The following is a 2,089-nucleotide window of genomic DNA, read 5'->3' as shown; positions in this document are numbered from 1 at the left end:
ACATAATATGGTACAACCCACCATGGAATGCCAACGTAAAAACCAACATTGGGCGAACATTTCTGAAAACAATTGACAAATGTTTTAATAAGGAACACCCATTGAGTAAAATCTTTAACCGACACAAAATCAAAGTCAGCTATTCCTGTATGCCGAACATCAAGAATAACATAAGCAAACACAACAACCAGGTTCTCAAAAAAGCGGAGATCGCAAATTCTACAGTAATGGGAGATAAATCCTGCAACTGCCGACAAAATAACCAATGCCCGCTAGAAGGAAAATGTCTACAAGCTAATGTCATTTATCAGGCTACAGTGACGTCCCCAAACCAAACGAAAGATGAGACATATATTGGCCTCGCAGCGAACTTTAAAGACCGGTTTAGAAACCATGTGGCGTCGTTCAAAAACATTCATAAGAGAAATGACACGGAGCTGAGTAAATTCATTTGGACTCTGAAAGAAAAAAACTTTGAATATAAATTAAAGTGGCGAATTTTACGCACATGTGCCATATATAACAATACATCTAAAAGGTGCAATCTCTGTCTACATGAAAATTTTTTAATTATGTGTAAACCACACTTGTGCTCACTTAACAAAAGAAATGAACTTATGGGAGCTTGTCGGCACAACAAAAAATTCCTGTTGTGCAATGTTTGATGACGTCATAGCATTCGCTACGTCACATAATTTACGTCACTGTATTAAATGTTCAAAATATCATAAGTCATATGTCGCCTGAAGAGAGAGGTCATGTTGGGCCTCTCGAAACAGCACTGTAGTGATTAATAATGACTTATCACTAAGAAGTTCTTGTTTTTATTTATGTCTATTCTGCTCTGTATTTATTATACATTGAGCGCTATAAGTGGAAATTCTTCTTACCATATTTATGTATATATATATATATACACTTCAAAATATGAAAAATGCTACAAATACTGTTGTTAGAGTGCTCAATGGCTCACCAGAGCGTATCCATAGAATAAATCAAATCAACAATTCATTGTAGGCATATTTACTACTAAATAGTTTCGTACCGCCCAATTCACATAGAAAAATATAGAAAAATGCAGATAGATGAACCGGAAGCAAAAACGTTAGCTTATACAGTAATTACATACAGTAATTAAATACCTTTGTAAATCTAAGTAAAGTTTTTTAGAAGAAATTTATTTGCATGTCTGCATGCAGTCACAAGTTCATTACGCTTATTCAAGGTGGACAGTTCTGGTTTACATATTATGAAAAACTTTTCCCAAAGACATAAGTTGCACCTGCCGGTAGCCGTGTTGTATGGTTTGGCTTGCTTTAAGATTGTCCATGAAATTTCATAATCAGTGTTCTTTTCCTTCAACTCCCATACGTACTTACTTAGTTCAGTACTCGATTTCATGCTCGGGTTTCTGAAAGAAGCCTTATGATTGCTGTATCTTGTTTTGAACGTATTTTCCGTAAGGCCGACATAAGTTTGATCTGGTTTAGCATCGTTGGATTTTATTGTTGCTTGGTACACTACACATTGTTTCAAACAGCGTCCGGACAAAGGGCAATCTATAGGCCTTCTGCAGTTGCAATCTTTAGTTTGGATTATCTCCCTTCCCTTGGATAGCGTTGCTTTATTGTGTCCGTCAATTGTCTGTTTCAAGTTGCTCAAACAGCTGTAGCTCACTTTGACAGTATTCTTATTGAATAATTTATATAATATATTTTCTTTCGGAAATTCTTCATGGAGTATTCTGAGGAAGGTTTTTCCGACATTTGTGGCGACATTTTTGCTGAATGGAGGATTATACCAAATTATGTTTCTTTTCCGTTTTTTCTGTGTATCGGTCACGGTAGAATTTGATGTTGCTGGTGAGAAACTGAGTTGAAACTTATATCCGCTTTTGTCAAGTGCTTTTTGATACTGCGCTGTGGACTTCTTGAAAGATTCTTCATCACATGAAATTTCCGATAGACGTTTGTTGATAGACTCTGGTATATTCTTGAGAATTCTCGGTGGGTGATTTGATTTACTATGAACGTATAGCGGCACATTATTGGGTTTGGAATAAGGCATGTATTTACCATTGGATAGGTTG

The 2,089-nt window shown here is 36.0% G+C and carries 2 protein-coding genes; both read right to left on the bottom strand.

The genetic code is table 11. The annotated features are described in order from the left end of the window. Nucleotides 1-257 (bottom strand): hypothetical protein (locus tag BOW51_RS11505; RefSeq protein ID WP_217349048.1); only part of this gene is annotated, 257 nt, incomplete at its 3' end. 895 nt (nucleotides 258-1,152) lie between these two features. After that, a partial coding sequence (locus BOW51_RS11500; protein WP_217349047.1) for a GIY-YIG nuclease family protein occupies nucleotides 1,153-2,089 on the bottom strand: 937 nt, incomplete at its 5' end.

Origin of the sequence: Solemya elarraichensis gill symbiont, assembly GCF_002021095.1 — a bacterium.
Classification (GTDB): domain Bacteria; phylum Pseudomonadota; class Gammaproteobacteria; order Chromatiales; family Chromatiaceae.
This window is presented reverse-complemented; position numbering and strand designations above follow the sequence as displayed.